Here is a 25,109-nt window from a genome sequence, read left to right on the forward strand (position 1 = left end):
TCCTCCTTATTGATCGCGGAAAGGCATCCCAAAAGCCTTGAGTAAGGCGCGGCCTTCTTCGTCGGTTTTGGCTGTAGTAATAATGGAGATGTCCATCCCACGAATTTGGTCGATTCTGTCGTATTCGATTTCGGGAAATATCAGTTGTTCTCTTACGCCTAAGCTGTAGTTACCACGACCATCGAAGCTTTTAGGGCTGATTCCCCGAAAGTCTCTAATCCGGGGTAGTGCTAGGTTGATTAGTCGATCGAGAAAAGCATACATTCGATCGCCCCGCAAAGTCACCATAATACCCACTGGCATTCCTTCACGGATTTTAAAGCCTGCGATCGCCTTTTTCGCTCTAGTCACCACTGGTTTTTGACCAGCAATTAAACCAATTTCAGTCAGGGAAGATTCCAGGGCTTTAGCATTTGTAGCTGCTTCTCCTAAACCTCGGTTCAGGGTCACTTTAATGATCTTCGGTACCTGATGAATATTCGTGTAATTGAATTGTTCCTTGAGTTTAGGAACAATTGTTTCTTGATAGGTGGTTTTTAGTCTTTGTGCCATTTGTTTTCCCTGTTTTTCCTGGGCTTGGTCAGGAAATTTTAGATTTTAGATTTTAGATTTTAGATTTAGGGATTTTGGATTAATTTTAGTCATTCCGACAAATCAAATAATCAATCCTGTTCATCAAGTAAATCCTTAAATCCTGATCCTGGTTATTTGTCGAGAATTTCCCCAGTTTTTTTCAACATTCGCACCTTTTTTCCAGCATCATTAAAGGTATAGCAAATGCGACTAGCGACATTTTGTTTGCTGGAATAGTGCATAACATTAGAACTGTGAATCGGTGCTTCAAAAGTAATGATGCGACCTGATTCACCTTCTTGTTGTGGTTTAACGTGCTTAGTTCTGATGTTGACACCTTGAACTACCACTTGACTTTCTTCAGGTATTGCCCGAATAATTTCTCCGACTTTGCCTTTATCTTTGCCAGAGATTACTTGCACGGTGTCGCCTTTTTTGACGTGCAATTTAGTTCGCACTTTTTGAGCTTTTTTACTTTGAGCCATTACAGCACCTCCGGGGCGAGGGAAACTATTTTGGTGTAGTTTTTGTCACGCAGTTCCCGGGCGACAGGACCGAAAACGCGAGTGCCTTTGGGGTTGCCATCGGCGTTGATGATTACGGCGGCGTTATCGTCGAAACGAATGCTCATGCCGCTTTCACGCCGCATAGCTTTTCTGGTACGGACGATAACTGCGCGAACTACATCTGATTTTTTTACTGCCATGTTGGGGATTGCGTCTTTAACGACGGCGATAATCACATCACCCACATGACCATAGCGGCTGTTTCCGGCACCTAAAACCCGGATACACATTAATCTTTTGGCACCGCTATTATCAGCAACGTTGAGGTAAGTTTGGGGTTGAATCACGGTATTACTCGCTTTAATTGTAATTGGTGATTAAAAGGGTAATTTTGTCACCGATTACTTACTGTTTAGTGGTGAGAATTTCGGCAACTTCCCAGCGTTTGGTACGGCTTAAAGGACGAGTTTCCCGGATGCGAACGCGATCGCCTTGGTTACACTTATTTTCCTCATCATGGGCTTTATATTTTTTGGTTCGCACCACGATTTTGCCGTATTTGGTGTGAGGCGAGCGGTTTTCGATCGCCACCACCACCGTTTTATCCATTTTGTTACTAACGACTAATCCGACTCTTTCTTTAACAGCCATTGCTCTCTACTCCTGTTCTGCTTCTGGTTGCCCTTGAGCAGCTGCTTTTTGACGTTCGCCTTCCAGCATTAATAATTGAGCTAAACGATGTTTAGCGTGTTTAAACTGGTGTGACTTTTCCAACCGTCCAGTTGCTTTTTGTAAGCGCAACTTGAACAATTGTTGTTTAATTTCGAGAATTTCCTTGGCTAATTCAGCGTCGGTCAAGTCTCTGGCTTCAGAAATCTTCGGTAGAGGCATCTTTACACCTGCTCCTCAGAACGCACGACAAATTTGGTTTTAATTGGCAATTTATTAGCAGCCAAACGCATAGCTTCACGGGCGGTTTCTTCAGGTACGCCTGTGATTTCAAACATGATTCTTCCGGGCTTTACTACAGCTACCCAAAACTCAGGAGCACCTTTACCAGAACCCATCCGGGTTTCTGCGGGGCGCATAGTTACGGGTTTGTCTGGGAAAATCCGAATCCAGATTTTGCCACCCCGACGGATGTAGCGGGTCATAGCACGACGGCTAGCCTCGATTTGCCGGGAGGTGATCCAAGCTGGTTCTAGGGCTTGCAGGCCAAAATCACCGAAGTTAAGGTCACTGCCCCGATAAGCCAAGCCTGTCATCCGCCCGCGTTGTTGTTTGCGGAATTTTGTTCTTTTAGGACTTAACATACTCTTTATCCTTCATTAGAACGGTCTTCAAACTGCTGGCGACGTTTATTAGGTTGGCGACGGCGGTTGTTTCCTCCTGGTGGCGGAGGGGCTTCCACTCGTTCTTGTCCAGGGATAATTTCACCTTTGAAAACCCAGACTTTTACGCCTAAGATCCCATAAATAGTTTTCGCAGTCCGGTAAGAGAAATCAATATCCGCCCGTAGGGTATGTAAGGGCACTCTACCTTCTCTTGTCCATTCAGTCCGAGCAATTTCTGCGCCGTTGAGACGACCGCTTACTTGAACTTTAATGCCTTCAATTCCGGCTCTTTGGGCCCGTTGAATGGCTTGGCGAACTACTCTGCGGAAGGAAACCCGTTTTTCTAGTTGTTGGGCGATGTATTCAGCAATTAAGTTGGCTTCAGCATCAACTCTTGTGACTTCAACAACGTTGACGCGAATTTGACGATTGTTGCCCAGGACTTCTTGAAGTCCTGTTCTCAGGTTTTCAATCCCTGTACCGCCGCGTCCAACTACTACACCAGGTCTAGCAGTACGAATTTCTAAATCGATTTGGTCGGCTTTCCGTTCAATTTTGACATCGGAAATGCCAGCTTTTTGTTCTAGATTGAGTTTTTTCTCGACATACTGGCGGATTTTATGATCTTCTTCTAAGATCTCCGGGTATCGAGATGGGCTAGCGAACCACCGAGATTGATGTTCTTGGGTGATGCCTAGACGAAAACCAACTGGATGAATTTTTTGTCCCACTGATACGTCCTCAAAGTAATTTTAGATTTTAGATTTTAGATTTTTGGGTTTTACGCATCTGTATCTAAATCTAAAAATCTTTCCTGCTAGTTATTTTTCTGATTCAGCAACGGCAACTGTGATGTGACAAGTTGGCTTGCGAATTTGGTAAGCACGTCCTTGCGCTCTAGGGCGAAACCGTTTCAGGCTGGGGCCACCATCAGCAAAGGCGTTACTGACAACTAATTTTTGGGGGTCTAAGCCTGCGTTATGCTCGGCGTTAGCAACAGCGGAACGCAATACTTTGAGGACTGGTTCACAAGCTTTGTAGGGCATAAACTCCAGAATGATTAAAGCCTCCCGATAGGAGCGCCCACGAATTTGATCGAGAACGCGACGTACTTTATACGGTGACATTCGTATGTAACGTGCGATCGCTTTTATTTCAGTGTTGTCAGCCATATTTTTCTCCATTTTTGTCATTCGTTATTTGTCACTCATCATTTATTAATCTTTTGACCAATGACTAATGACCAATGACTAATGACAAAACAAATTATCGACGAGCTTTAACATCTTTTTTGGAATGCCCTTTAAAGGTGCGAGTTGGCGCAAATTCGCCTAACTTATGTCCCACCATCTGGTCAGAAATGTAAACTGGGACGTGCTGACGACCGTTGTGCACGGCGATGGTATGACCTACCATTTGCGGCAGGATTGTAGAAGCCCTAGACCAAGTTTTGATTACTTGTTTTTCTTTTCTTTCGTTTAAGGCTTCAATTTTGCTCATCAAATGATCGGCCACGAAAGGCCCTTTTTTTAAGGATCGACCCATAGTTTTTGAGTTTTGATTTTTAAGTTTTGTTAGCGTAGCGGTGCGTAGCACGTTTTGAGTTTTGAGTTTTAAATTAGGCCGCAATTTATAACTCTTAACTCATAACTTTCTTAAGAATCCCGACCGCCACGACCGCGTTTAGACGATTTCCGGCGACGACGGACGATTAATTTGCTGCTGGGTTTCTTCGGTTTGCGAGTTTTTGCACCCAAGGTTGGTTTACCCCAAGGTGTAACTGGCCCACTTCTACCGATCGGTGCTCTGCCCTCACCACCGCCATGTGGGTGGTCTACCGGGTTCATCACACTACCTCTAACTTTGGGACGGCGACCTTTCCAACGGTTACGACCTGCTTTTCCGGTGCTGAGGTTTCTCGCGTCGAGATTACCTACTTGACCGATAGTGGCGTAGCATTCGCGGCGAATCATGCGAACTTCACCTGATGGTAGTTTCAGGGTGACGTAGTTCCCTTCTTTTGCTACGACTTGGGCGGTAGCGCCAGCAGCGCGGACGATTTGAGCGCCTTTACCTGCTACTAGTTCTACGTTGTGAACGTTCGTACCCAAAGGGATGTTACCTAAAGGCAGTGCGTTACCGATTTCAAAGGGAGCATCTGGCCCAGCAATCACTTCCGTTCCCACTGCTAAACCGTTGGGATGAATGATGTAACGCTTTTCGCCGTCTCTGTAGAACAGTAAAGCCAGCCGTGCATTACGGTTGGGGTCGTATTCTATTGCTGCTACTTTAGCGGGAATATTGTGTTTGTCACGGCGGAAGTCAACGATGCGGTAGAGGCGTTTGTGTCCACCACCACGACGACGGCTGGTGATTACGCCCCTATTGTTGCGGCCTTTTGGCCGATGATTCGATACTGTTAAGGATTTCTCTGGTTCACTCTTGGTAATTTCAGAGAAATCAGAGATGGTACATTGTCGAGTACCTGGTGTATATGGCCGATAGGAACGGGTGCCCATGTTTTTGCGTCCTCAGTTCTGGGTAAGAAGTTTTGCTCTCGTGCAAGGGGGATTAAACTTCTGGGAACAGGGTTTGTCTAACTTTTTCTACGTCGTCGGCTGCTACGGTGACGATCGCTTTTTTATATCGAGCCTTAAACCCAACAAATTTGCCGACTCGACGTTGTTTTCTTGGTGGCAAAATGGTGTTTACACTCGTCACTTTGACATCAAACAAATTCTCGATCGCTGCCTTAATTTCCGGTTTAGTCGCTTTGGGAGTAACTTCAAAAGTGTACTTGTTCTGCTCCATGAGAATAGTAGCTCTTTCAGTTACGATCGGGCGATGAACTATGTCGGCAAGGTAGCGAGGATCGTACTCACTCACTGTAGACCTCCTGTATTTTTGCCAAAGCTTGGGGTGTCGTCACTAATTTATCGGCCCACAGTAAATCGTAGACGTTCAAGCAATCAGCTGAAATTAATTTCAACTTGGCAATATTACGTGCTGATAAGTAAAGGTTTTCGTCTTTTTCAGAGACAATCAACAAAACTTTTGCTTCTGGTTCTACACCCCAACGGGTAAGTGCCGTTACTAACTCTTTGGTCTTGGGTCGAGGTAATTTTTCGGCAAAACTTTCGATTACTATCAGATCCGCATCCCGGCTCATTAAAGCTGTTCTCAGAGCCAACCGCCGTTCTTTGCGGTTCATGCTGATGTTAAATTCTCTGGGTTTTGGCCCGAAGATTACACCACCACCACGCCACAATGGAGAACGAATCGAACCTGCTCTAGCACGTCCGGTTCCTTTTTGTCGCCAAGGTTTGCGACCGCCACCACTTACTTCCGATCGAGTTTTGGTGCTGGCTGTTCCTTGCCGTGCATTGGTCATTTGCCGTACCAGTGCGCGGTGGACAATATGAGAGGCATTCTCTTCTTTAGCAACTTTCAACTCTAAAGTTGCTTGCCCAACTTCTTGCCCTTCCCAGTTTTTTACTACACAGTTAACCATATTCTTTGTCCTTTGTTATTGGTCATTTATCATTTGTCATTGGTTATTTGTTATTTGGGATAACTAATGACTAATGACTAATAACTCATTAACTATTTGCCGACCTTTTTCTCTGGTGTAATACTGAGCAAAGCACCTGGTTTACCGGGCAATGCTCCCTTGATTAAAATCAAGTTGCGTTCGGCATCGACGCTAACTACTGTTAGTTTGCGAATGGTGACTCGCTCTCCGCCTAAACGTCCTGCCATCCGCTTACCGGGATAGACTCTTCCTGGTGTTGTACCAGCACCCGTAGAACCTGGTAATCTATGGTTTTTGGAACCGTGAGCCATTGGCCCCCGTTTAAAGTTGTGGCGTTTTTGATATCCGGCAAAGCCTTTACCAATACTTGTGCCTGCAACATCCACGATTTGATCTGGGGCAAATAAATCTACTTTAATTTCTTGACCCAGTTGATATTCACTGGGATTATCCAAGCGATACTCGCGCAGGTGACGCAAGGGCGCACTGTTAGATTTAGCTAAGTGTCCTTTTTCTGGCTTGTTGATTGCCTTGGGACTGGCTTCGCCGAATCCGATTTGGATTGCAGTATAACCGTCTGTTTCTTTGGTCTTAATTTGCGTTACGGGGCATGGGCCTGCTTGGACTACGGTAACAGGAATGGCTTTTCCTGTTGAGTCAAAGATTTGGGTCATGCCTAATTTGGTGCCGAGGATTCCGATCGCCACAGTACGTGGTTTCTCCTTAATTTACGCACTACAATTCGCCAGATTCCCTTGTGGAGAACCCGTTTTTTTGACTACATTCTTCTGGTTTCAGTCGAATGTAATTGAACTGTTTCCAGATGTTCGGTCTTTGAGATGAGATGGTGTAACCGGAGCAAGTTCGCAATCAGAACATTACTGGACTTCCCAAAGCTTTACTTCTCGGAAGTCCGACTATTAGCGTAAACTTGCTATTTAAAGCTGTTTGGTATGCCAAGCACTAGCCTGGTCATTTTTCGCTGGCATTCGGACTTAAGTAGCAAACTACTCAGTTTCCTTTTGTTTAGCCAGATAAAATAATGTGGCTTGTTGGTTTACTTGACAGTACCGCCCACCTTTTGGTTACTCTTTGGCTCAAGCTGTTGGTGTTACGGCTGCCAAAGTTGACCGAGCGCATCTATCCGGTTGGCTCCATTCAAGTATTCTTGCCACTCTTAAGCGAGAGCAGAGTTACTGAAATTTTGACCACAATTGTTTACTATAGACCATATTTTAAGAATTGTCTAGATGATGGCAAAGATATTTTGCTTTTTCTATGGCAAGGAAAAGTAAGTACTATTTCTGGATTGGGTAATCAGGGACTAAAATTACTATATTTAAAGTTTCCTGAAACGATTTGGCGGTTAGCCACAGGCAGTAGAAGACGAATTTATGGCATTAATTACAACTGGTAATCAACTGATTAAAGATTTGGAAAGTTCTGGGGCGCTAGCAGTCTATGTGCCACTGGAGGGGGGGTTTGAAGGTCGCTACCAAAGGCGGATCAGGGCTGCGGGCTATACAAGCTTGAACATTTCTGCTAAGGGTTTAGGCGATCTGAGTGCCTATCTGACTGGGGTGCATGGGGTACGTCCGCCACATTTGGGGAAGAAAAGCTTAGGTTCTGGTGCGGCTGTGGGTTATGTTTACTATTTACCGCCACTTCTGAGTACTCAATTAGAACAGTTACCGCCCAAGTCTAAGGGACTGTTGCTGTGGATTATTGAGGGACAGATTTTTTCCCGTCAGGAGATTGAGTATTTAACGATGTTACCGAAGATGGAACCGCGAGTGAAGTTGGTGGTGGAGATGGGTGGCGATCGCTTTTTCCGTTGGGAACCTTTAGCAAAAACTTTAGCTGTTGCGTAAGAGTATCTAGTTGCGCTTTAGCGCCCAAGTGCAACTACGTAACAGAAGAAAGCAGGGGAGGGTTAAACTTTCCTCTGCTTTTTGGCTTTTGGGTGAATGTTGATGAGGTTAAGGTTTTGATACCTTGGAATTAGCAGTATTTAACGGAGATCGGATTTATGTTAGAGAATCGCGATTATACATTGATTATTGACAAAAGCGGTAGTATGGCTACTAAAGATCAGCCTGGTGGGAAGAGTCGCTGGGCGGCGATGGAAGAGTCTACTATAGCGATCGCCAGTAAGTGTGAAGAATTAGACCCTGATGGGCTGACAGTTTACGTATTTTCGGGAAAATTTAAGCGTTACGATAATGTAACTTCCAGCAAAGTTAGTGATATTTTCCGGGAAAATGAACCTTCGGGACGGACAGATTTAGCGGGTGTTTTACTTGATGCAACTAATGATTATTTTCGGCGGAAAGCTGCTAAACAAACTAAGGCTAATGGAGAAACGATCGTTGTAGTTACGGATGGGGAACCGGACGATCGCAAAGCAGTAATGCGAGTAATTATTGAAGCTTCCCGTCGGATGGATAAAGATGAAGAGTTAGCGATTACTTTTATTCAAGTTGGCAACGATCAACAAGCAAGAACTTTCTTGAAAGTTTTAGATGATGAGTTACAAGGCGCAGGGGCAAAATTTGACATTGTAGACACAGTTACAATTGATGATATGGAAGATATGACTTTGACGGAAGTGTTGTTGAATGCAATTGTTGATTGATAGTTTGGCTGGAAAGATTCTGCAATTTAGTGATTAGCAGTATGAGGGCTAAAGAATTATGGAATCAATAGATGATATATTGGCTCAGTTAAAATCTGAGTATCAAGAAAAGGATAATCCAGGGCAACAAAAAAAGGAACCTCTGGTGAAAAGAGAGGAGGCGATCGCACCAAAATTACCAAATTTGCCACCGCCAATAACATCAAAGCAGAAATCTTTCTCTGCTTCTTCTCCTGAAGATGGTTTACTTTCGCAAATCAAAGCTGAGTTTGCAGAACAGGACAAAGCTGAAGAACTGAAAAAACAAGAACAAATCAAAGCAGAGAAAATCAGATTAGAGAGAATCAAACAACAGCAAAGACAAGCGTTAACTAAAGAAGCTGAAGCTTGGTTAAAGAAGTTAAATCCGCGATCGGCTGAAGGTCTTTGGTTTGAAGAATTTGCCTATAGTTATTCATCCAAGTTAGAAGCCGCAATTGATTACTTACAAGCTTTAAAAGAAACTCAATCTTAATAAATAATTTTAACTGATTTCTGGTAATTTTATACACTTGATGATTGGGTTAAAACTTTGGTATCACTTTGGTGACTGAGAAATTTTCACAATTTTTTTCTAGTTCTGTCAAATTTATTTTGGGAAATTAGTATAGGCTAGATGAAGAACGAGAAAAACTTTTTCAAATTGTCTTGTATGGGCTGGAGGTTCTATGCTTGAAGAACGTGACTATACATTAATTATTGACAAAAGCGGTAGTATGTCTACCCCAGACCAACCAGGGAATAGAACTCGTTGGCAAGCTGCACAAGAGTCAACTTTAGCATTAGCCAGAAAATGTGAACAGTTCGATCCAGATGGGATTACTGTTTACTTATTTTCTGGTCGTTTTAGGCGTTACGATAATGTGACATCTGATAAAGTTGCTCAGATTTTCCAAGAAAATGACCCATCTGGAACTACTGATTTGGCAGGGGTTTTAAAAGATGCTACTGATAGTTATCTGCGCCGGAAAGCATCGGGTGATATTAAGCCAAATGGTGAGATAATTTTGGTAATTACCGATGGTGAACCGGACGATCGCAAAGCAGTCATGAGGGTAATTATAGAAGCTTCGCGCCAGATAGAGCGAGATGAGGAATTAGCGATTTCACTGATTCAAGTAGGCAAAGATCAAACAGCAACTAAGTTCCTCAAAGTTTTAGATGACGAATTGCAAAATGCAGGAGCCAAATTTGACATTGTTGATACAATCACCTTAGATGATATGGAAGGTTTCACTCTGAGTGAAGTGTTGTTAAATGCGATTAACGATTAGGTAAAATTGGTAATGGGTAATTGATAAGATTTTTTCTTGTTGATTATCCATTATTTTCGGTTCGGGACTGGAAACTGAAAGTGATTAGTTACATTTTAGTAAGTAATTAAGTCACTTTTTTTAGTTAAGAATTCTTTCCCTGTCCCTAGTTCCTAGTCCAAAAAGAGGTTATTGATATGCAAGACCGAGATTATACATTAATAATTGACAAAAGTGGCAGTATGTCTACTCCCGATCAAGTCGGTGGTAGAAGTCGTTGGGAAGCTGCTCAAGAATCAACTTTAGCATTGGCGAGAAAATGCGAACAATTTGACCCGGATGGAATTACGGTTTACTTATTTTCTAGCAGATTTAAGCGTTATGAAAATGTGACTTCTAGTAAGGTTGAGCAAATTTTTCAAGAAAATGATCCGGCTGGTACAACTAATTTAGCTGGAGTTTTGCAGGATTCTGTTAATCAGTATTTTCAGCGCAAAGCTTCTGGACAAACTAAAGCGGGTGGTGAAACAATTTTAGTAGTTACTGATGGGGAACCGGACGATCGCAAAGCTGTAATGCGAGTAATTATCGAAGCATCTCGCCAAATGGATAGAGATGAAGAGTTAGCAATTTCGATGATTCAAGTAGGTTCCGATGCTACCGCAAGTCGGTTTTTAAAAGCGTTGGATGATGATTTACAAGGTGCGGGAGCTAAGTTTGATATTTGCGATACAGTGACGATGGATGATATGGCAGATATGACTTTAGCAGAAGTGTTGCTTAATGCAATTAATGATTAGTTGTTCGTTGTAAGCACTTCAGTGCTTCTATCTGTCAAGGGTAACGACTGAAGTCGCTACAACGGAAACGACTTCAGTCGTTACAACGGACTAGGTGGTAATATATAAGGGTGACAAATATATGCTCTCCTTTACATTCTCTCAGGGAAGGTCACTGGTTTAAGTTGATTTGCGGAGCCAGTTTCCAACACCTCCCGGCTGTAAGAAACCTAACATTGGTTTACACCTTAGCAGGTGCGGATTGTATTGATGTGGCTGCCGATCCAGCTGTGATTGCTGCGGCGAAAGAGGCGCTGAAAACTGCGGTAAATTTTGGCGAAGAAGCTCAACGGCGAGGGTTTGGCTTTAGAAATTTGCCTTTGTTAATGGTTAGTTTGAATGATGGGGAAGATCCCCATTTTCGGAAGGCGGAGTTTAATGCTACTGAGTGTCCAACCCAATGTCCGCGTCCTTGTGAAAGTATTTGTCCGGCGCAAGCAATTGTGTTCGATCGCCTTAATAATAATTTTTCTGGAGTTTTGGATCAATTATGTTACGGATGTGGTAGATGTATACCAATTTGCCCTAGCAATTTGATTTTCACTCGTGCTTATGTTTCCACTCCAGAAGCTGTAGCACCTTTGGTGTTACAAACCGCAGTAGACGCAGTGGAAATTCATACCCAAGTTGGTAGGTTAGCAGATTTCCAAAGGTTGTGGGGAGCGATCGCACCTTGGGTAAATCAACTAAAAGCGATCGCCATTAGTTGTCCAGATGGAGAAGGTTTAATTCATTACCTGTGGTCACTGTACAATTTAATGAAACCTTTACCTTGTGAGTTAATTTGGCAAACCGATGGTCGTCCCATGAGTGGTGATATTGGCGCGGGAACGACTCATGCTGCGATTAAACTAGGACAAAAAGTTTTAGCCGCAGGTTTACCCGGATATGTTCAATTAGCAGGAGGTACTAATAGCCACACAGTTACTAAACTAAAAGCAGTCGATCTACTTAATCGTAAGTTAAGCGATGGAGCAGCCACCTTACCGGAAAATCCTCTTCCGCAATATTTAACCAAATCCCAAACCCAAAACTATATTGCGGGGATTGCTTATGGTAGCTTTGCTCGTGTAATGTTATCGCCAATTCTCGATCGGTTAGAAACCGCAGCCACTAAAACCGACTCTTTAAGTGCATCGCTTATATTACCACAACAAAGAGTGAATTTAGAAGATCATCCTGAACTTCTCTGGCAAGCTGTTTCTTTAGCTGATACTTTGGTTTCCCAAATCAAATCACCCAACAGAGAAAAAGTAGGCTGACAACCGATGAAATTGAAGTATGATTGTAGTATGAAAGTGAATACTCTGAATTTAACAATATCGAGGTTATAAGGTCGAGCTAAGGGCATAATCTGGCATCGTCGGCAAGATTTTTGTATTACAAGCTTGACCAAAGAGATTTGCATCAACAAACAATTCCCTTTATCGCCATTTGCTCATGCCAATCAAGACGATCAATTCCAACGGTACAAGTCAACTGAATCAACAGGCAAATTCAGAATTAACAATGAGTGTTAAAGATGTTACCGTGGGAAAAAAACTGATTACAGACGATCTTCATAAGTTACTAGAAATTTTGCCAGCAAATATTAGACTGGCTGTGGAGCAGCACCCATTAAAAGATACCTTGGTAGAAGTAGTATTAGATTTGGGGCGGCGACCAGAAGCGCGTTTTCCTGGCAAAGCAGAGTATCTTTCCGAACAGCCTGTTTCACGGGAAGATTTGAGTTATTGCATTAGTCGGGTAGGGCATTTTAGCGGCGATAACCGAGCAGGCATTGAGCAAACCCTACACCGGATTAGTGCGATTCGCAACCGCACGGATGAAATTATTGGCTTAACTTGTCGTGTGGGTCGCGCAATTTTCGGGACGATCGGCATGATACGTGACTTGGTAGAAACTGGTCAATCAATTTTGATGCTAGGTCGTCCGGGTGTGGGTAAAACCACCGCTTTGCGAGAAATTGCCCGTGTTTTGGCGGACGAATTAAACAAGCGAGTGGTAATTATCGACACCTCTAATGAAATTGCTGGCGATGGCGATATTCCTCACCCAGCGATTGGCAGGGCGCGACGGATGCAGGTAGCGCGTCCAGAATTGCAACATCAAGTGATGATTGAGGCAGTGGAAAACCATACGCCAGAGGTGATTGTCATTGATGAAATTGGGACAGAATTAGAAGCGTTAGCGGCGCGAACCATTGCTGAAAGGGGTGTACAGTTAGTGGGTACGGCTCACGGTAATCGCATTGAAAACTTGATTAAGAACCCTACTTTGTCAGATTTGGTGGGGGGAATTCAAGCTGTTACCTTGGGTGACGAAGAGGCGCGGCGACGGGGTTCGCAAAAGACGGTTTTGGAACGGAAAGCACCGCCAACTTTTGAAATTGCGATCGAAATGTTGGAACGGGAACGCTGGGTAGTGCACGAAAGTACCGCTGATACAGTAGATACCTTGCTGCGGGGAAGACAACCGAGTTTGCAAGTTCGCACTGTGAACGAAGCTGGGGAAGTGAAAATTACAAGAGAGTTACCTGCTAATCCGATCTCTTCTCATCAACCCCAATCTACCCCAACTTGGAAACCTACTGGTTGGCGTGCTTCGGGACAAATGACTCCGGTTTCTTCAGCTAAAGCAGAAGTTTTGTCGGAAAAGCAAAGTTTTGAGCAACTGTTGGATGCTTCTTTCCAGCAAACAGATGCTTTTAAGCGGAATTTTGCTTTTGCTGATGATGAGTTTATGGCAGGTCCGAATGGAGAAGATTTGCCGCTGCATATCTATCCTTATGGTATTAGTCGTCATCAACTCGATCAGGTAATTCAGGTGTTGAAGTTGCCAATTGTTTTGACTAAAGATTTAGATGGGGCGGATGCGGTTTTGGCACTGAGATCTCATGTAAAAAATCACTCAAAACTGCGGCAAATTTCAAAAGCGCGTCATATTCCAGTCCACACAATTAAGGCTAGCACTGTGGGGGAAATTACTCATGGTTTGCAACGAATGTTGCATATCGATGACGGTGAAGTGCTTGATATACCTGATTTGCGCCTGTTTACCAAGAAAGGTAGTGATGATGAGATTGAGGCGCTGGAAGAGGCTAGATTAGCGGTGGAACAAATTGTGATTCCCAAGGGACAACCTGTGGAGTTGCTACCTCGTTCTGCAACGGTGCGGAAGATGCAGCATGAATTAGTTGAGCATTACCGCTTGCGTTCTTCTAGCTTTGGTGATGAACCTAATCGACGGCTGAGGATTTATCCGGCTTAAGGTTGGTTGTGAACGCTTCAGCATTAGAACACTGAAGTGTTCACAACGGACTTGGAAATAAGCTTAAAAAATTCTTACTAAATTTCTTGACAAAACTGGGTAAGTGAGTGTTAAGATAATCAAGGTTAAGTCAATGGGGTGTCGCCAAGTGGTAAGGCATCTGGTTTTGGTCCAGACATTCCGAGGTTCGAATCCTTGCACCCCAGTTTATCGCCCTCACTTCTAAATCACACAATTTTGAAGGAGGGTAATTTTATGTCTGAAGTTAGTCCCACTATTTTGGCTCTGGATTTTGATGGAGTGGTTTGTGATGGGCTGATTGAGTATTTCCAGACTTCTTGGCGAAGTTATTGTAAAATTTGGCATCCTGCGGATGAAACGCCTCCAGAGGATTTAGCGGCGCAGTTTTATCGGTTGCGCCCTGTGATTGAGGTGGGTTGGGAAATGCCTATTTTGTTAAGGGCTTTGATTTTGGGTGTTTCCCAGGAGAGGATTTGGGCGAATTGGGTGGATGTGGCACAGCAGATTACTAGCGAGGAAGGGTTGAAAGCTGCTGAGGTTGGGGCAATTTTGGATGGAGTTAGGGATGAGTGGATTGGTGAGGATTTAGGGGGTTGGTTGGGGTTGCATCGGTTTTATTCGGGTGCGATCGAGCGGTTGCAAAGTGCGATCGCCAACTCAGTTAAAATCTACATTATCACTACGAAAGAGGGGCGTTTTGTTCGTCAGTTGTTGGCAAAACGAAATGTGGAAATTTCCGAAGAACGGATTATTGGGAAGGAGTACAAACGCCCGAAATATGAAATTTTGCGAGAGTTAATTGCTGCGGGTGGAAGTGCGGTTAATATTTGGTTTGTAGAAGATAGATTGAAGGCGTTGCAGTTGGTAGAACAGCAACCAGATTTGGCTTCGGTAAGGTTATTTTTAGCTGATTGGGGTTACAATACTCAGCAAATCCGCGATTCTATTCGTGATGATAACCGGATTAAGTTGTTGTCGCTCGCTCAATTTACGGAAGATTTTGCGGCTTGGGTTTAACTATTAGGTTGTAAAAATCATGACTGATAATAATGATGTTTTGGAGGCTAACCAAGCTTTCTATCGCGCTTTTGAAAAGAAAGATATCGAGGCGATGGGTAATGTTTGGTCTAAGGGTGTGGCGACTGTTTGTATTCACCCTGGTTGGAATGTTTTGCGGGGTTGGAAGGAAATCGGCTATTCTTGGGAACAAATATTTAAAAATACTAGTTACGTTGAGATTGATGTAGAAATTGTTACTTCTGAAATACAGGGTGATTTAGCTTATTTAGTGTTGGTGGAAAATGTGTTTCAGGTTTTAGGTGGGAGGAGAACTCAGGCGAAGTCTTTAGCAACAAATATTTTTGAACGAATGGGGCAAAAGTGGTATTTAATTAATCATCATGGTAGTCCGATTATGCGGTAGTTATAAAAGTATTTTTATACGAGGGTAAAGGTATGCTAGACCTAACAAAGATTGCGCGACAAATGCAAGGTTTGAGCGAACATTTAGCGGCGGAAACGGTTGCTAGTCGCCAAAGGTTAGAGATAGCGCAAAATTTAATGGTGGAGGCGACTGTTAGACAGAAAGAGTTAGTAGAAATTCAGGAGAAATGGCGCGATCGCTTGATTTTTTCTGTACCTACTCCAGTGGAACCTTTAAATAGTTGTATTGATATTCCTGTTCCGCCAAAAGTTCATACTGTTATTGCTACAGATGGTTCGCAAATTTCACCGAGTCACCACGAAATTGCTTATTGTTATTTGATAAATATTGGGCGTGTGGTGTTTCATTATGGACAAGGAAGATATCCTTTATTAGATAGTTTACCGGAAGTTTTTTACCGACCGGAAGATTTATATGTTTCCCGTCAATGGGGGATTCGAGTTGAAGAATGGATGGGGTATCGGCGGACTGTTTCGGAAGCGATCGCTTTAGCAGAATTGGTTACAAGTTGGGTACAAAGTCAAACCTCACCCCCTAACCCCCTCTCCGTTAACGGAGAGGGGGGACAAGAGAAAGTTCCGACTTTGGCGTTGGTGGATGGTTCGTTAATTTATTGGTTTTTGGAAGGTTTACCGGGGGATGCTTGCGATCGCATTTTACCGCCAATTTTAGAAGCTTGGGAACAAATTCGGTTAGCGGAAGTTCCTCTTATAGGTTATATTAGTGCGTCTCGAAGTACGGAAAGTTTGAATTTACTTCGCTTACAAGCTTGTCCTCATTCTACTCCAAATTGTGTGGTTAATTGCGGTGATGCAGATGAGAAAAAACCGCCTTGTCAAGTTTTTGATGCTTTGCGAGATCCGCCATTTTGGTTGTCTATTTTAAAACCTGGACAACGTACTCCTCTATGGAAAAGTACGATGCGAATTTTAAATTTATATGGGGAAACTCAGACAATTTATTTTTGTTATGTTCATGTGGGAAGCGAAATTGCTAGAGTAGAATTTCCCGCTTGGGTAGCAGAAAATTCTACTTTATTAGATCGAGCTTTAAGCTTAATGTTGGGACAAATTCAAAAAGGTTACGGTTATCCAATATCGTTGTCGGAAGCGCATAATCATGCGGTAGTTAAAGGAGAAGATCGCGCCCGTTTCTTTGCTTTTTTGGAACAACAAATGATTAAAGCTGGATTGAAAAATGTGGGAATTTCTTATAAGGAGACTAGGAAACGGGGGAGTATTGCTTAGGTTTTTTTACCACAGATGTCCACAGATAAACACAGAGGAACACAGATGGTTTATTGAGATTTTTGGTTGAGATGCGAGTTAATTTTTTTTTACGCAGATGAACAGCAGATGAACGCAGATGTTAGCGTTAACTTTACTGTTGGGTAATGAGATTTAGGTAAAATATGGGAAAGTTGTTTTGATTTCAGAAGCTTTCTGTTTCATCTTCCAAAGTTTCAATTAATAAATTGACCTTTTGCTTCTTTTGTGCCAAAAAGTTCTGACACTTAAGCAATGCTTCAACTGCTACGGCAAACTCATCAAACACTTCCCCAAACTCCAACTCCCCCGACTCAATTTCCGCCACTATTTCCTCAACCCTCGCCACAGTCTCTTCATAATTAAAACCCTCTTGCAACAAAACCTCTTCCGACTCTTTCCGAATAGACTTACTCATCAAAAAAACCTCTTTCTTCTCTTCTCTTTGCGTCCTTTGCGTCCTTTGCGGTTCAATAAAAAAGACCTTGCAAAAATCCCAAATTTTTCTTTACTTTAACCTTTGTGAACCTCTGCGTCCTCTGCGTCTCTGCGGTTTCAAATCTTCCAAAACCTCTCTCACCTCAACCTTAACCTTTCCCTTATCCAACTGAATTAATAACTCCTCCCCAACCTGCAAACCTTCACCTGATTTTACAATACCTCCCGCCTGATTTCTCACCACAGCATAACCCCTTTGTAAAACCGACTTTGGATCTAAAGTTGCCAACTTTTGCTGTAATAACTGACAACGCTGATTTGCTGCATCAAACTGTTGATTAGTTGCTTGAATTAACCTTTGCTGTAACCAAGAAAGCGATCGCCCTTTCTCCTCAACAAATCGATCGATCCGCAAACGCCGCAACCGATTTTTTAATAATAAAACTCTAGTCTCCTCCCTTTCAATTTGCCGAGTAATCACCTTTCGCAAATGCAAAACTCTTTCTTGATGCTCAATAACTAAATCATCGAATCTAGGAACAACCTTTTCGGCTGCTGCTGTGGGAGTGTGGGCGGCAAAATCAGCTGCTAAATCAGCCAAAGATTCATCTCTCTCATGCCCAATTCCTGTAATAATGGGAATCGAAGAAAAGGCGATCGCTCTCACCACTCTTTCATCATTAAAACAAGCCAAATCTTCAACAGAACCTCCACCCCGCCCCAAAATTATTACCTGGGCTCGACTGTCTTTTTCGACTCGTGCGATCGCAGCTACAATCGAATCTGGTGCTTGTTCCCCTTGCACGATCGCGGGAGACAACAACACCTGCAAACCAGGGTAACGTTGTTTTAGAGTCTTTTGAATATCGCCCCAAGCAGCGGCTTGCGGCGAGGTGACAACCGCGATAGTTTGGGGATGAGATGGAAGCGATCGTTTTCTTTCCTCATCAAACAACCCCTCCGCCTGCAAACGGTTTCGCAACTGCTGAAAACGTAACGCCTGTAAACCTTCCCCTGCTGGTAAAGCTTGCACAACACGCAGTTGATACTCTCCCCGCTGCTGAAATACACTCAAACTGCCCAAAACTAGCAACTGTTCGCCTTTTTTGGGCATTTGTACCAACTGTTTCACCAAATTACCCCACACGACGCAGCGAATCGATGCTGTACCGTTAGAGTCTTGCAGGGTGAAAAATAACCCTTTAGAATGTGGGCTAGCACTAGAAACCTCTCCATACACCCAAACCTGTGTGAGATTTGCGTCTTCCTCTAGCAATTCTTTGATGTAGTCGGTGATTCCGCCTACTGATAAGGCTGTTTCTAGTATGAGATGATGGGAAAGGTGAGAATTCATATAAACTCAACGGCAACTTAAAAAAGCTTAAAGCACCAGATTCGTTGGGAATGCTAGACTCCCATTAAACAAACGTCTTAACAATATAGATTAATCAAGCTTGGACGTTCTGAGCGGAAAAATCTAAACTAGAATAGTATATCTGTTCTAGTCCTAACTTCCAGACCAACAGTTTTTAAACCTCCTAACCCTAGAGGCGCGGTAATGACTATTGCATCAAATGATATCGCTGGCAAGGAAAAATCCCAAAACGCTGGCAAGGAAAAAGCCCTAAACCTAGTACTTAAACAAATAGAGAGTCAATTCGGTAAAGGGGCGATCGTCCGTTTGGGAGATGCCACTCGGATGAGAGTGGAAACGATTCCCAGTGGCTCGTTAACATTAGATTTAGCCTTGGGTGGTGGCTTACCCAAAGGGCGAGTAATTGAAATATATGGGCCAGAAAGTTCGGGGAAAACGACGGTGGCGCTACACGCGATCGCGGAAATTCAAAGATTGGGTGGCGTTGCTGCTTTTGTCGATGCTGAACACGCCCTAGATCCCACCTACGCGGCGGCGCTAGGCGTGGATATTGAAAATTTACTCGTTTCGCAACCCGACACTGGTGAAGCAGGTTTAGAGATTGTCGATCAGTTAGTGCGATCGGCAGCAGTTGATATTGTAGTTGTAGACTCAGTAGCGGCTTTAGTACCTCGCGCCGAAATAGAAGGCGACATGGGCGATGCTCACGTAGGTTTACAAGCACGCTTAATGAGCCAAGCTTTGCGGAAAATTACAGGTAATATTGGTAAATCTGGCTGTACCGTGATTTTCCTCAACCAATTGCGGCAAAAGATCGGTGTTACTTATGGTAATCCAGAAACTACTACTGGTGGTAATGCGCTGAAGTTTTATGCTTCTGTCAGACTTGACATTCGTCGGATTCAAACTTTGAAAAAAGGCACCGACGAGTTTGGGATTCGCGTTAAAGTCAAAGTTGCCAAAAACAAAGTTGCGCCTCCTTTCCGCATTGCCGAATTTGACATTATCTTTGGCAAAGGCATTTCGACAATGGGTTGTATTGTGGATATTGCTGAGGAAACTGGCGTAGTTATCCGCAAAGGTGCTTGGTACAGCTACAACGGCGACAATATCGGTCAAGGACGAGACAATACTATTAAATATTTGGATGAAAATCCTGAATTGGCACAAAAAATTCAACAAGAAATTCGGGAAAAACTCGATAAAGGTGCTGTCGTCTCTGCTAATTCAGTGGCGCACCCAAGCGATATTGAGGAAGAAGATGAGGTTGTTGATATAGATGACTAACCTTAAATAATTGAAAGCCGCAGCAGGAGAGAAAGAAATTTTAATTTCCCTCTCCTGTTTTTTTTCTTCAACATTCTACGCGGAAGTTTGACGACTGGTGAGAAAGCGATCGAGAATTTCTGAACGCTGAGTAGGAGTTAAATTGAACAGAGCAGATGGTGAAGTTTCCTCCCCAGGAAAGGGTTTTTGCCTTTGTTGAATGGAAGTATCTTTATCTCCATTGTTTTCTAGTTTATTTTCTGGCTCAATCTTCGCAAATCGATACTTTGGCGTAGGTACTGCGGGATAACTTAGTGGCGACTCATTCATTTGCGCCACTATTTCTGAGGATACAGGCTCCAACTTTTGCACTGTTTGCGCTAAAAAAAAGGAAATAGTTAAGCTTCCCAAACGAATTTGATCGCCGTCTCTGAGTAGTTGACGATGAAAAACTGGCTCTCCATTGATAAATGTTCCATTAGTACTATTGAGATCTATTAAGTAGAATCCTTCGTTTTCTACATATTGGAGCGCAGCGTGCTGGCGCGAAATCCATTGATCGCGTAATGTTAAGGCTAAACGGCGATCGCGTCCTATTATCCAAATTTTTTGTGGCTGGAACAGTGTTTGCGTGTTTCCATTCACCAAATTAGTGATTAGGTAAACTTCTCGTTCCTGTACAACTCCCTGGAGATAAGTTGGAACTCTACTGCTTATATATGGAAAGGACAAATTCTCTAGTTGGAGAATCTCATCTAGTAGACCACGATTATGTTCGTAAATTTTGAGAAACACTTGGTACAGTCCAAGGCGTTTTTCTAGTTCCATAATTAATAATACTCTGATTATAGTAAGCACATTCCTGTTGACAAACTTAGATTAACCGTCATTCTCCAGATATTCAAAGAGATTACCGTTCGGGACACTATTTTTTTTGATGTGGTTGGTTGTATATTAGAATGACTCTGGTTAAAAAGCTAGGTTAGCGGTCATTGGGAAACTAAGTATTGGTTTCTATGTATAATGATGCAGTTTCACTTTTAATATAAACCAAGCAATGTCCTTGCTCCCTGAGTAGTAATTTAACTTTATAGTTAAATTTTTTATCAATTTTAAGTAAAGTAAGGTGAATATTTTCCCTGTTAGAGAACACAACTGCTAATACTTCGCCTATATCTAAAGTAATATTTTTTGTTTTTTTTGATACCCGCAAATTTACTGAAAAGAAAATTTTTAATTCGCAATTATATTACTTTTTTATTTACAATTTTTTACTTTCAGTAATTTTTTAAAGTAATTATTAAGAGTAATAGAATTTACTTAAGTTTTATATTCAGAGTATACAAAAGCTTGATTGAGCTGGAATATAGCAGAAGGCAGAAGGCAGAAGGCAGAAGGAAAAACCTTATAAAACAAGGGTTATGACTTTTCATCTTGCCTTAATCGCCTTGGCGGTTGCTATATATAAAAAAAAAGACCAAGCCGAATTCGTGGCAAAAATCCGTCAAATTCTGTATTTTTCCTTAAAAAAAACTGAGCCTTTGCTCAGTCTACTCCAAACTTAACTTTTGTGAACTTTACCTTTTTTTCACAAAACTTTTTTCTGATGAACGCAAAAATTTTAACAATTCTCTATTTACTGTGTCGGGAGCTTCTTGTTGAATCCAATGCCCGCAGTTGGGAACAAATTTGAGTTGAAAGGGAGCACAGATCAATTGGTCTAAATCTTGGGCAAGTTTGTTGCTCAAGAAAGAATCTTCTTCACCCCAAAGTACTAAAGTCGGAACTGTGACTAATTTAGTTTGTTCTTCCGTATTATGTAACCAAGTTTGGGGTGAGAGCATTTGGCGGTAATAATTAATTGCAGCTGTTAAGACACGGGGTTTTGCTAAAGCATTTTGGTAAATATTCATGACTTCAGTTGTGAAGGCTGCTTTACGAATGGCGTGTTCTCGAAACAAGTTTTGGACGAAATTTTTTAGATTGTGTTGAATTAACCACTCTGGGAGTGCCGGAATTTGAAATAATAGCAAAAACCAGCTGCGACGCAATTGGTCGATGTTACCGATTACATCTTTGACAAATTGCTGTGGGTGAGGTGCATTGAGGATGGCTAGTCGATCGATACATTCAGGAAATTTCTGTGCTAAGTGCCAAGCAATCACGCCACCCCAATCATGTCCTACTATGTGAGCGCGAGTTTTGCCGAAACGCTGAATTAAACCGCGAATATCTGCGCTTAGTGTATCCAAATCATAGCCACTCGCTGGCTTATCCGAGTAATTGTAACCTCGCAGGTCTGGAACCACCACTTTAAAGTAACGTCCTAAGACAGGAATTTGGTTTCGCCACGAGTACCAAAACTCTGGAAATCCATGCAAAAGAATTACTAACTCTCCTTCACCTTGGGTTACACAGTGCAAGCGAATGTCATTAGTTTCTACAAAATGGTGTTGCCATCCCGAATCAGGAGTGCTCATATTAAACAACAACCTAAAGGTGCCAATTGAACTAACATCTCAATTTTTAGCTTAGCAGTTCTCTAGAGGCTGAGGGAGTAATTTCAGCATCTAGCCCAGAAAGCTAAACCTTGATGGTGTAAAGTTCTGGCTCACCTGTGGAATTGCTTCTGGCTTCTGCTTAGACTGCTTGTGCTACCACAGCAGTGTAAGTAGAAGGGGATTCAGGTTGATGTTTGAGCAAGTTGGCGAGTTCTTGTAGCTGAGCGATCGCTTCTGCGCCCTCTAGCTTCATCAATTCTCGGTCGTCTCGCATCTCCGTCCAAGTGATGCCATAGTCAGACACCAAAAATCTAATCAGGTGATTATCTCCCAAGCTAACCATAAAGGATGCGCTAGACATCTGATCGCCGCAAGTATAGCAAGAGGCTAAATACCCTTTGCGTTCCAGTACGATCGCCAGTGCTTGAAGATTCATCACCAGATCTTGGACAAACTGCGAGTGTTGTTTTGCAAGTCTGATAAACACTTTTACCCTCCAGCCACCACACCTAAGTTTAAATCTTTTTTAGAATTTCTTAACATTTTGTCCATTATGCTACAGATCGCGAATTTGAAACAACTTCCCTACCAAATGACTTCTAGTTCTGTTTGTAAGTTAACTGACTGATAATTCGTTGGTCGTATCAGGAATGACATTCCTAAACGAGTCACACTCATGCTAGACGCTTTCTCTTTCGATATAGTTCATTCTGAGGGGATACATCGATCTCAGATGTCAAGAAACCATAACTTTATTTGTTTTCTACAACACTTGCCCTAGATCTTCAGAGTCAGAACACATATCAGATGTTAATTAACTTGCCACAATCCTAAAGCTGGGCCAATGAACCGCACGCCGACCCAGCAAACAACCAATACACCGATCCCGATCCATGCACCTCGGTTTGTCCACTTGACAAATTGTTGTGCTTGAGTTTTAGTAATTGGGAACCAGGGAGCTACGTATGATTCTTTGCCATATTGTTCCCCAAGTGCTTCCTTACGTCTTTTTGCTTCACCCATAACTGCTCACTCCAAGAGAGCTATTCATTGGTTTAATGATAACCTTTATCTTCTTTGGCAAGCTTTGTACTTGACAAAACTCTAATTATACCTAACTTTCTAAAGAAAATAAATTGGGGTCTATGTAGTTAATCCGGGCGAAAGGGCTTAAAGCTGTGAGTACTTGTTGACCGTAGCTACGGTGAATGGTGCGGCTATCGAGTAAAGCGACTACTCCTTGGGTGGTGCGGACAGGTGCGATCGCTCGTTGTAAAACATTCAAAGCTTCTGGTAACAAATACAACCGGAACCAATCTTGACGCTGTTGTTTATAATCAGCTACTCGACCTGCCACCAAAGGATTTTCCAAAGAAGGAATTGGTAAAGTGGCAATCAATAACAGGTGAGGTGCAGGTAAAACATCCTGGTGTTCCAGCCAAAATTCCCAGCCTGTGACTAGAATCCCATTGTCATCCAAACAAGTTTTTTCCACCTGCACCCGCGAACCAAACTCAGCGGCAATTTCTGCGCCAACTTGAGCTTTTAGCGGCACATCACTGACCAAAAGTACCGTCAGTCCTTCTACAACCGTACTAATCACCAACAACCTGCGTATTTCTTGTAACAAGGCAGCCTGAAACTGGGGTGTGTTCGGCAGCGGAAAACTATCCGGTACATAAAGCTGAATTAACTCACTGTGACGATCGAGAGAAAACTTCAAACAAGTTAAATCTCCCAACCCTAACTGCTGACGATAGATTGGGGCTTCAGCTTCCAACTCCAAAGCGCCGCCAATCAAAACTACAGGTTGTTCTAACCAAATAGGTTTTAGTGTGGTTGCGACTTCGATCGGACCACAGTAAACAGTAAACAAACCTTGATTCCGGGCGATTTGCGCCCAATACATTTGTCCAGGGGTAGTAAATCTCTGCCAAAATATCTGCCAGCTAGCTGGTAAACCGGAAAATTTAGCCGAATCTTCCTGGTCTAGACATAAAACCGCAAATAGATGACTTAAAATCTGTTTTTCTGTGCTTTCCAGTAAATAGCATTCGTAGGGATTAGCGGGATGCTGGAAAATTTCCTTGGTTAGTTGTACTCTAGCATCTCGGATCGCCTCAATTCGGTGGGGAAAAGCTTGGATCAACTCTTCCCAATCGCTAGGAGTAATCGTCGCTGTTAACTGTTGGCGTGTCCAAGTTTCTAGATCATCTACACCATCGAGAATTGTCGGGATACCATGACCAAATTTAGTTTGAGTGGTGAAGCGATCGGCCTCCCGGCACGCTATGCGATGCGCCTCCCGGCACGCTACGCGATCGCTCAACCAAGATGAAGGAGAAGTAATTAACAACCCGGAAAAATTAGGATCGGGGAGCGCATCACCAACAACAATTTCCTTTTCCGTACTCAGCCAACCTTGTAATTGGGGAATTTCCACCTTGAGGAGTCGCTGTTGTGTTGCTTCCGTCGCTACAACAATTACTGGCCCAGACCACATTAAAGCTGGTGCTAGGTAACTTAGACGATAGCGGACATTTGCCGAAGTGGGTGCACCCACTTGAATCAAAGCACTTCTTTCCAATCTTAAGGCGCGTGCCACCAGTCTAGCCATAGTTAAATGGTGGGGCCAGTATGTCTCTTTGCACTCTCTGAGGAATGCTCGCAGTGAGTTATGGACTTCTACCTCAATCATGTCAATAGTTTTGAGTTTTGAGTTTTGTTAGCGTAGCGGTGCGTAGCACGTTTTGAGTTGAGACTGGGGACTGGGAAAGTTTTGAGTTTTGAGTTTTCCTCCCCTCTGCCCCTGGAGCCC

General features: G+C 43.0%; 32 protein-coding genes and 1 tRNA gene. 13 read left to right on the forward strand and 20 right to left on the reverse strand.

Features of this window, described 5'->3' with window-relative positions; translation table 11 throughout:
• Positions 1–6: 6 nt before the first annotated feature.
• From rplE to rplC, 13 genes are all read right to left on the reverse strand, one after another.
• The gene (gene rplE, locus IQ264_RS10530) at positions 7–552 is read right to left on the reverse strand and encodes a 50S ribosomal protein L5 (protein ID WP_073593364.1); all 546 of its coding nucleotides are present in this window, start codon (positions 550–552) and stop codon (positions 7–9) included.
• 152 nt (positions 553–704) lie between these two features.
• Positions 705–1,058 (reverse strand): 50S ribosomal protein L24, encoded by a 354-nt coding sequence (rplX, locus tag IQ264_RS10535; RefSeq protein WP_228061433.1) that lies wholly within the window; start codon positions 1,056–1,058, stop codon positions 705–707.
• The gene (gene rplN / locus IQ264_RS10540) at positions 1,058–1,426 is read right to left on the reverse strand and encodes a 50S ribosomal protein L14 (RefSeq protein ID WP_193980729.1); all 369 of its coding nucleotides are present in this window, start codon (positions 1,424–1,426) and stop codon (positions 1,058–1,060) included. Before rplN ends, rplX begins: the two co-directional genes overlap by 1 nt.
• Before the next feature lie 58 nt (positions 1,427–1,484).
• Positions 1,485–1,730, reverse strand: coding sequence for a 30S ribosomal protein S17 (gene rpsQ / locus IQ264_RS10545; protein ID WP_193980730.1), 246 nt, complete (start codon positions 1,728–1,730; stop codon positions 1,485–1,487).
• A 6-nt stretch (positions 1,731–1,736) separates the two neighbouring features.
• The gene (rpmC, locus tag IQ264_RS10550; protein ID WP_193980731.1) at positions 1,737–1,970 is read right to left on the reverse strand and encodes a 50S ribosomal protein L29; all 234 of its coding nucleotides are present in this window, start codon (positions 1,968–1,970) and stop codon (positions 1,737–1,739) included.
• A gap of 2 nt (positions 1,971–1,972) precedes the next feature.
• On the reverse strand, positions 1,973–2,392 hold the full coding sequence (gene rplP, locus IQ264_RS10555) for a 50S ribosomal protein L16 (protein WP_073593369.1): 420 nt from the start codon (positions 2,390–2,392) through the stop codon (positions 1,973–1,975).
• Positions 2,393–2,397: 5 nt separating this feature from the next.
• Positions 2,398–3,144 carry a 30S ribosomal protein S3 gene (rpsC, locus tag IQ264_RS10560; RefSeq protein WP_193980732.1) on the reverse strand — a complete coding sequence of 249 codons (747 nt, stop codon included), beginning with the start codon at positions 3,142–3,144 and terminating at the stop codon, positions 2,398–2,400.
• A gap of 90 nt (positions 3,145–3,234) precedes the next feature.
• On the reverse strand, positions 3,235–3,585 hold the full coding sequence (gene rplV / locus IQ264_RS10565; RefSeq protein WP_193980733.1) for a 50S ribosomal protein L22: 351 nt from the start codon (positions 3,583–3,585) through the stop codon (positions 3,235–3,237).
• Between the two features lie 94 nt (positions 3,586–3,679).
• Complete coding sequence (gene rpsS, locus IQ264_RS10570; protein ID WP_193980734.1) at positions 3,680–3,958, reverse strand: 30S ribosomal protein S19; 279 nt, start codon at positions 3,956–3,958, stop codon at positions 3,680–3,682.
• Between the two features lie 110 nt (positions 3,959–4,068).
• On the reverse strand, positions 4,069–4,932 hold the full coding sequence (gene rplB / locus IQ264_RS10575; protein WP_193980735.1) for a 50S ribosomal protein L2: 864 nt from the start codon (positions 4,930–4,932) through the stop codon (positions 4,069–4,071).
• 52 nt (positions 4,933–4,984) lie between these two features.
• Entirely contained in the window at positions 4,985–5,299 is a 315-nt protein-coding gene (locus IQ264_RS10580; protein ID WP_193980736.1) for a 50S ribosomal protein L23, read from the reverse strand.
• Entirely contained in the window at positions 5,292–5,924 is a 633-nt protein-coding gene (gene rplD, locus IQ264_RS10585) for a 50S ribosomal protein L4 (protein WP_193980737.1), read from the reverse strand. Before rplD ends, IQ264_RS10580 begins: the two co-directional genes overlap by 8 nt.
• Before the next feature lie 92 nt (positions 5,925–6,016).
• Positions 6,017–6,652, reverse strand: a complete 636-nt coding sequence (rplC, locus tag IQ264_RS10590) for a 50S ribosomal protein L3 (RefSeq protein WP_193980738.1) — start codon at positions 6,650–6,652, stop codon at positions 6,017–6,019.
• A 335-nt stretch (positions 6,653–6,987) separates the two neighbouring features.
• On the opposite strand from rplC, the gene IQ264_RS10595 reads away from it, so the two are divergent.
• From IQ264_RS10595 to IQ264_RS10650, 12 genes are all read left to right on the forward strand, one after another.
• A complete protein-coding gene (locus IQ264_RS10595) occupies positions 6,988–7,362 on the forward strand; it encodes a hypothetical protein (RefSeq protein ID WP_193980739.1) in 375 nt (124 codons plus the stop codon).
• Positions 7,340–7,816, forward strand: a complete 477-nt coding sequence (locus IQ264_RS10600) for an NAD(P)H-quinone oxidoreductase subunit N (RefSeq protein WP_193980740.1) — start codon at positions 7,340–7,342, stop codon at positions 7,814–7,816. Before IQ264_RS10595 ends, IQ264_RS10600 begins: the two co-directional genes overlap by 23 nt.
• Before the next feature lie 158 nt (positions 7,817–7,974).
• Positions 7,975–8,580 carry a vWA domain-containing protein gene (locus tag IQ264_RS10605; protein WP_193980741.1) on the forward strand — a complete coding sequence of 202 codons (606 nt, stop codon included), beginning with the start codon at positions 7,975–7,977 and terminating at the stop codon, positions 8,578–8,580.
• Positions 8,581–8,638: 58 nt separating this feature from the next.
• The gene (locus IQ264_RS10610; RefSeq protein ID WP_193980742.1) at positions 8,639–9,094 is read left to right on the forward strand and encodes a salt stress protein, Slr1339 family; all 456 of its coding nucleotides are present in this window, start codon (positions 8,639–8,641) and stop codon (positions 9,092–9,094) included.
• A 193-nt stretch (positions 9,095–9,287) separates the two neighbouring features.
• Positions 9,288–9,893 carry a vWA domain-containing protein gene (locus tag IQ264_RS10615; protein WP_193980743.1) on the forward strand — a complete coding sequence of 202 codons (606 nt, stop codon included), beginning with the start codon at positions 9,288–9,290 and terminating at the stop codon, positions 9,891–9,893.
• Between the two features lie 176 nt (positions 9,894–10,069).
• Positions 10,070–10,672, forward strand: coding sequence for a vWA domain-containing protein (locus IQ264_RS10620; RefSeq protein ID WP_193980744.1), 603 nt, complete (start codon positions 10,070–10,072; stop codon positions 10,670–10,672).
• Positions 10,673–10,782: 110 nt separating this feature from the next.
• Positions 10,783–11,973, forward strand: a complete 1,191-nt coding sequence (gene ldpA / locus IQ264_RS10625; RefSeq protein ID WP_193980745.1) for a circadian clock protein LdpA — start codon at positions 10,783–10,785, stop codon at positions 11,971–11,973.
• Between the two features lie 247 nt (positions 11,974–12,220).
• The gene (locus IQ264_RS10630; RefSeq protein WP_193980762.1) at positions 12,221–13,981 is read left to right on the forward strand and encodes a R3H domain-containing nucleic acid-binding protein; all 1,761 of its coding nucleotides are present in this window, start codon (positions 12,221–12,223) and stop codon (positions 13,979–13,981) included.
• A gap of 134 nt (positions 13,982–14,115) precedes the next feature.
• Positions 14,116–14,187: transfer RNA gene (locus tag IQ264_RS10635), tRNA-Gln, on the forward strand.
• Positions 14,188–14,236: 49 nt separating this feature from the next.
• Positions 14,237–15,019, forward strand: a complete 783-nt coding sequence (locus IQ264_RS10640; protein WP_193980746.1) for an HAD family hydrolase — start codon at positions 14,237–14,239, stop codon at positions 15,017–15,019.
• Positions 15,020–15,038: 19 nt separating this feature from the next.
• Positions 15,039–15,425 carry a nuclear transport factor 2 family protein gene (locus tag IQ264_RS10645; RefSeq protein WP_193980747.1) on the forward strand — a complete coding sequence of 129 codons (387 nt, stop codon included), beginning with the start codon at positions 15,039–15,041 and terminating at the stop codon, positions 15,423–15,425.
• Positions 15,426–15,457: 32 nt separating this feature from the next.
• On the forward strand, positions 15,458–16,693 hold the full coding sequence (locus IQ264_RS10650) for a DNA double-strand break repair nuclease NurA (protein WP_193980748.1): 1,236 nt from the start codon (positions 15,458–15,460) through the stop codon (positions 16,691–16,693).
• Between the two features lie 184 nt (positions 16,694–16,877).
• On the opposite strand, the gene xseB is transcribed toward IQ264_RS10650, so the two are convergent.
• Positions 16,878–17,129: an exodeoxyribonuclease VII small subunit gene (xseB, locus tag IQ264_RS10655; protein ID WP_193980749.1), complete on the reverse strand. Its 252-nt coding sequence runs from the start codon at positions 17,127–17,129 to the stop codon at positions 16,878–16,880.
• Positions 17,130–17,219: 90 nt separating this feature from the next.
• On the reverse strand, positions 17,220–18,503 hold the full coding sequence (gene xseA / locus IQ264_RS10660) for an exodeoxyribonuclease VII large subunit (RefSeq protein ID WP_193980750.1): 1,284 nt from the start codon (positions 18,501–18,503) through the stop codon (positions 17,220–17,222).
• Between the two features lie 204 nt (positions 18,504–18,707).
• On the opposite strand from xseA, the gene recA reads away from it, so the two are divergent.
• A complete protein-coding gene (gene recA, locus IQ264_RS10665) occupies positions 18,708–19,811 on the forward strand; it encodes a recombinase RecA (protein WP_193980751.1) in 1,104 nt (367 codons plus the stop codon).
• Positions 19,812–19,886: 75 nt separating this feature from the next.
• Here recA and IQ264_RS10670 read toward each other — a convergent pair whose 3' ends face one another.
• From IQ264_RS10670 to IQ264_RS10690, 5 genes are all read right to left on the reverse strand, one after another.
• Positions 19,887–20,618 (reverse strand): FHA domain-containing protein, encoded by a 732-nt coding sequence (locus tag IQ264_RS10670; RefSeq protein ID WP_193980752.1) that lies wholly within the window; start codon positions 20,616–20,618, stop codon positions 19,887–19,889.
• 749 nt (positions 20,619–21,367) lie between these two features.
• The gene (locus IQ264_RS10675; RefSeq protein ID WP_193980753.1) at positions 21,368–22,270 is read right to left on the reverse strand and encodes an alpha/beta fold hydrolase; all 903 of its coding nucleotides are present in this window, start codon (positions 22,268–22,270) and stop codon (positions 21,368–21,370) included.
• A gap of 160 nt (positions 22,271–22,430) precedes the next feature.
• A complete protein-coding gene (locus IQ264_RS10680) occupies positions 22,431–22,778 on the reverse strand; it encodes a DUF1815 family protein (RefSeq protein ID WP_193980754.1) in 348 nt (115 codons plus the stop codon).
• Positions 22,779–23,101: 323 nt separating this feature from the next.
• The gene (locus tag IQ264_RS10685; RefSeq protein ID WP_193980755.1) at positions 23,102–23,314 is read right to left on the reverse strand and encodes a DUF2839 domain-containing protein; all 213 of its coding nucleotides are present in this window, start codon (positions 23,312–23,314) and stop codon (positions 23,102–23,104) included.
• A gap of 91 nt (positions 23,315–23,405) precedes the next feature.
• Positions 23,406–24,989: an ATP-dependent DNA helicase gene (locus tag IQ264_RS10690; protein WP_193980756.1), complete on the reverse strand. Its 1,584-nt coding sequence runs from the start codon at positions 24,987–24,989 to the stop codon at positions 23,406–23,408.
• Between the last annotated feature and the right edge of the window lie 120 nt (positions 24,990–25,109).

Source organism: [Phormidium] sp. LEGE 05292, from assembly GCF_015207735.1.
Taxonomy (GTDB): domain Bacteria; phylum Cyanobacteriota; class Cyanobacteriia; order Cyanobacteriales; family Aerosakkonemataceae; genus Floridanema.

Coding starts and splice junctions, on each gene's coding strand:
- rplE (WP_073593364.1), bottom strand. CDS start 552: ATGGCACAAAGACTAAAAACCACCTATCAAGAAACAATTGTTCCTAAA.
- rplX (WP_228061433.1), bottom strand. CDS start 1,058: ATGGCTCAAAGTAAAAAAGCTCAAAAAGTGCGAACTAAATTGCACGTC.
- rpsQ (WP_193980730.1), bottom strand. CDS start 1,730: ATGGCTGTTAAAGAAAGAGTCGGATTAGTCGTTAGTAACAAAATGGAT.
- rpmC (WP_193980731.1), bottom strand. CDS start 1,970: ATGCCTCTACCGAAGATTTCTGAAGCCAGAGACTTGACCGACGCTGAA.
- rplP (WP_073593369.1), bottom strand. CDS start 2,392: ATGTTAAGTCCTAAAAGAACAAAATTCCGCAAACAACAACGCGGGCGG.
- rplV (WP_193980733.1), bottom strand. CDS start 3,585: ATGGCTGACAACACTGAAATAAAAGCGATCGCACGTTACATACGAATG.
- rpsS (WP_193980734.1), bottom strand. CDS start 3,958: ATGGGTCGATCCTTAAAAAAAGGGCCTTTCGTGGCCGATCATTTGATG.
- rplB (WP_193980735.1), bottom strand. CDS start 4,932: ATGGGCACCCGTTCCTATCGGCCATATACACCAGGTACTCGACAATGT.
- rplD (WP_193980737.1), bottom strand. CDS start 5,924: ATGGTTAACTGTGTAGTAAAAAACTGGGAAGGGCAAGAAGTTGGGCAA.
- IQ264_RS10595 (WP_193980739.1), top strand. CDS start 6,988: ATGTGGCTTGTTGGTTTACTTGACAGTACCGCCCACCTTTTGGTTACT.
- IQ264_RS10600 (WP_193980740.1), top strand. CDS start 7,340: ATGGCATTAATTACAACTGGTAATCAACTGATTAAAGATTTGGAAAGT.
- IQ264_RS10605 (WP_193980741.1), top strand. CDS start 7,975: ATGTTAGAGAATCGCGATTATACATTGATTATTGACAAAAGCGGTAGT.
- IQ264_RS10610 (WP_193980742.1), top strand. CDS start 8,639: ATGGAATCAATAGATGATATATTGGCTCAGTTAAAATCTGAGTATCAA.
- IQ264_RS10615 (WP_193980743.1), top strand. CDS start 9,288: ATGCTTGAAGAACGTGACTATACATTAATTATTGACAAAAGCGGTAGT.
- IQ264_RS10620 (WP_193980744.1), top strand. CDS start 10,070: ATGCAAGACCGAGATTATACATTAATAATTGACAAAAGTGGCAGTATG.
- IQ264_RS10630 (WP_193980762.1), top strand. CDS start 12,221: ATGAGTGTTAAAGATGTTACCGTGGGAAAAAAACTGATTACAGACGAT.
- IQ264_RS10640 (WP_193980746.1), top strand. CDS start 14,237: ATGTCTGAAGTTAGTCCCACTATTTTGGCTCTGGATTTTGATGGAGTG.
- IQ264_RS10645 (WP_193980747.1), top strand. CDS start 15,039: ATGACTGATAATAATGATGTTTTGGAGGCTAACCAAGCTTTCTATCGC.
- IQ264_RS10650 (WP_193980748.1), top strand. CDS start 15,458: ATGCTAGACCTAACAAAGATTGCGCGACAAATGCAAGGTTTGAGCGAA.
- xseB (WP_193980749.1), bottom strand. CDS start 17,129: ATGAGTAAGTCTATTCGGAAAGAGTCGGAAGAGGTTTTGTTGCAAGAG.
- xseA (WP_193980750.1), bottom strand. CDS start 18,503: ATGAATTCTCACCTTTCCCATCATCTCATACTAGAAACAGCCTTATCA.
- recA (WP_193980751.1), top strand. CDS start 18,708: ATGACTATTGCATCAAATGATATCGCTGGCAAGGAAAAATCCCAAAAC.
- IQ264_RS10670 (WP_193980752.1), bottom strand. CDS start 20,618: ATGGAACTAGAAAAACGCCTTGGACTGTACCAAGTGTTTCTCAAAATT.
- IQ264_RS10675 (WP_193980753.1), bottom strand. CDS start 22,270: ATGAGCACTCCTGATTCGGGATGGCAACACCATTTTGTAGAAACTAAT.
- IQ264_RS10685 (WP_193980755.1), bottom strand. CDS start 23,314: ATGGGTGAAGCAAAAAGACGTAAGGAAGCACTTGGGGAACAATATGGC.
- IQ264_RS10690 (WP_193980756.1), bottom strand. CDS start 24,989: ATGATTGAGGTAGAAGTCCATAACTCACTGCGAGCATTCCTCAGAGAG.